The organism is Bartonella sp. MM73XJBT.G (genome assembly GCF_028618435.1).
Lineage (GTDB): Bacteria > Pseudomonadota > Alphaproteobacteria > Rhizobiales > Rhizobiaceae > Bartonella.
Genome location: NZ_JAQISW010000057.1, coordinates 1 through 2,955, shown reverse-complemented (window position 1 = coordinate 2,955; position 2,955 = coordinate 1). Strand labels below are relative to the sequence as shown.

The window sequence follows — 2,955 nt, the reverse complement described above, 5'->3', positions numbered from 1 at the left end:
TGATTCTTATTGAGAAAGAATGAGAGAAGAGAGAGAGAAAGTTATCCACAGATAATGGGGTATTACACCCCATATCTTAAGCTTGACCTGTAACATAAGCCGCCCATTTATCCATATAGACACGGCGTTGTTCTAAATAGTCAGTACGACGATAGGCACGCTCTACTTTACCGCCCACTGTATGAGCTAGAATAGTTTCAGCGACCTCATAGGGGGCATCGGTTGTTTCAGCAAGCCAATCGCGTAAACTAGATCGAAAACCATGGGGGCAGGCGTTCAGTCCAGCCTGTTGCATATACCTTGACATACAGCGTGCAGCGAGGGGACCGCGACCGGTTGCAGAAAAGAAGAAATCATTGCGAGAAAGCAAGCGCGCTTGTTTTAAAACTTCTAATGTTTCTGTTGATAAGGGGACGCGAAATTCTTTTGTTGTATCACGCTTTCCTTTCATATTCTCAGCAGGAATAGTCCATATATCCCCCTCAACTTGATCTTTATGAATATGACACAAGGAATTGGTACGAACCCCTGTAAGAATAAGCAGACGCAAAGCCAGTTGTGTTAGGGTTGATGCTTCACAAAGTGTTTTATAAAAAGTCGGTATATCTTTCCAATTCATAGCAGGTATATTAGTGACCTTATGACGTTGTTTCCCTAAGAGCGCGCGTGCTTTTTCTGTTGCTTGTAAATCAACATCCAATCCTAATGCAGCCGCATGTTTGAGACAAAGATTAAGACGTATCAATGCTGTTCGAGCTGTTCCAGCTTTTGTATGCCAAATAGGGGCAAGAACATTGCGTATTTCTGTTTGTGTAATCTCAGAAACCGGCAGACAGCCTAATTTTGGTAAAATATGAATTTTTAAAGGTATAAACCAGTTCCCATTCTTACCATCCCCCTTTAATTCGGCTTTACGACTTTCAAAAGCATCTAAAGCAATATCTTTTAAATAATGGAGATTGCTTATTGCTTCACGCTTTTGTTTATCGCGTTCTTTAATGGGGTCACGCCCTTCACGAAGAACAGAGCGCCACCCCGTTGCCAATTCACGGGCTTGTTTTAAAGAGACATCTCTTAAAGCCCCCAAGCCCATTTCGCGACGACGCCCGTGAATGGTATAACGGTAAATCCATTGAGCACCTCCATCTTTACGCTTATGAAGAAGCAAGCCGGCACCATCATTATATTTGCCAGCCCCCAATGTTGCAACAGACCTTGCATTAAGACGGTTCATAAGAGCCATTTTTACTCCTTTCTTATACAAATTTGATCCACACACTCATCCCGCTTGTGATGTGCAAATGAGTGATTTTAATTGATGCAAGATAAACAGATTTGAAATGAGAGAATCTTACGTTATTCGGTGTTCTAATTCAATATGAATAACGCTAAATTATCATTATAAATCAATACCTTGTAAGGAAAGTTAAAGGAATATGACTTGGAATATCAGCGTGGAGGATATATTATCAAGAAGGAGTTGACCTCCACACAAGAATTGCAAAAAGCTGGTCTCCTCTCTACAGAAGAGCTACAAAAACGTATTACAGAGAAAGGCCTTTCAGCAGTAGAAATCGAAGTAAAAAGAGCATTAGAAAATATAGAAAAAGATCCAAGGGAGGCGGTTCTATTTGCAGCAAATCTGTTGGAAGCCTCTTGCAAAGCTTATCTCGACCACCATTCTATCTCATATAAAGAAAACGCCCGTAATAATCTGCCTGCTTTATGGGAAGAAGTCGTTAAGAAAGCTAAGATCCATCCCGAAGATATGAAGCAAGAAAACTTAAAAAATCAAGATCTAGATGAAAATGACTTAAAAATGATCGCATCCGGTCTGTATCAAATTGTGCGCGGTACTATAAAGTTAAGAAACAAGAAAGGTGCAGCGCACGGCCGCTCAAAAAAGGATTTTGAACTAATCAATCTCAAGCCTCGCCATGCGCGTTTAACTTTTAATGCCGCCCATTCCCTCTCAATTTATATCTTAGAGCTCATGGATCAGCCATAATAAAAAACCATATCACGACTACCAGCATTTTCTTGTGCCATTTTTAATGCCTAAAAAGCATTAAAGGGGGCTGCTTCTACCCTACAAAACCAAATATTTCTATAGCATGACAGAATGAGTAATCACACCACCCTATAGTTCTCCTCTTCCCCGCGTTTCTAGGCTCCGCTTCTAAAGTCAGTGGCAATTTCTGTAAATGCAAAAGGCGCCCTTAAGGATGGCGAATGAGGATGGTGCAAAAGTATTGCCTTGATTATTTTTTTAAGAACAAACTAGCTGATGTACTATTTTTGGAAAGCTCTCGTGCAGAAATATTATGATGGAGAAGCTAGTCATTATGATAAAAACACAAGTCTTAACTCCGTAAAGAGAGAAAATCTGAGCTTAGATTTAATTCCTACAAAGCCTTTATGCGCGTAAATTACATACCTATACGTTCTTCCTCTACCCTACTTAATTTTATAATAAGACAGCTCCGTATAAAAAACAGCACTATTCTTACATACCATAGCCATTTTCTCTTTACAGGCTTTCTGCTATCAACATAACGCTTTACCCTCTTAAAACACTGTTTGCAAAAGGTTTGCATCATTACAATGATCATAGGCATAGGCTTGCTACCCCAAAAAGCTTGCTAGGTAAAAATCCGCCTTAGTAGTTAGGGGTATAGATAGTGTAGATGTTCAAGGAATTGTGTGCAGTTTTTTTGTTACAAAAAGTTGGCAGATTGTTTTGAGGATAAAGATATACAGACTACACATAGAACAAAGGGAAGGATGATATAAAGTCCAAGAAAATCTGAGTTTAGATTTAATCCCTTCAAAGCCTTTATGCGCGTAAATTACATACCTATACGTTCTTCCCCTACCCTACTTAATTTTATAATAAGACAGCTCCGTATAAAAAACAGCACTATTCTTACATACCATAGACATTTTCTCTTTACA

At 39.3% G+C, this 2,955-nt stretch carries 2 protein-coding genes; one reads left to right on the top strand and one right to left on the bottom strand.

What is annotated here, in order from left to right:
- Positions 1–76: 76 nt before the first annotated feature.
- Positions 77–1,243: a site-specific integrase gene (locus tag PVV59_RS09660; RefSeq protein WP_273755868.1), complete on the bottom strand. Its 1,167-nt coding sequence runs from the start codon at positions 1,241–1,243 to the stop codon at positions 77–79.
- A gap of 198 nt (positions 1,244–1,441) precedes the next feature.
- Between PVV59_RS09660 and PVV59_RS09655 the strand changes: the two genes are divergently transcribed.
- Positions 1,442–2,008 (top strand): abortive infection family protein, encoded by a 567-nt coding sequence (locus tag PVV59_RS09655; RefSeq protein ID WP_273755867.1) that lies wholly within the window; start codon positions 1,442–1,444, stop codon positions 2,006–2,008.
- Positions 2,009–2,955 lie beyond the last annotated feature (947 nt).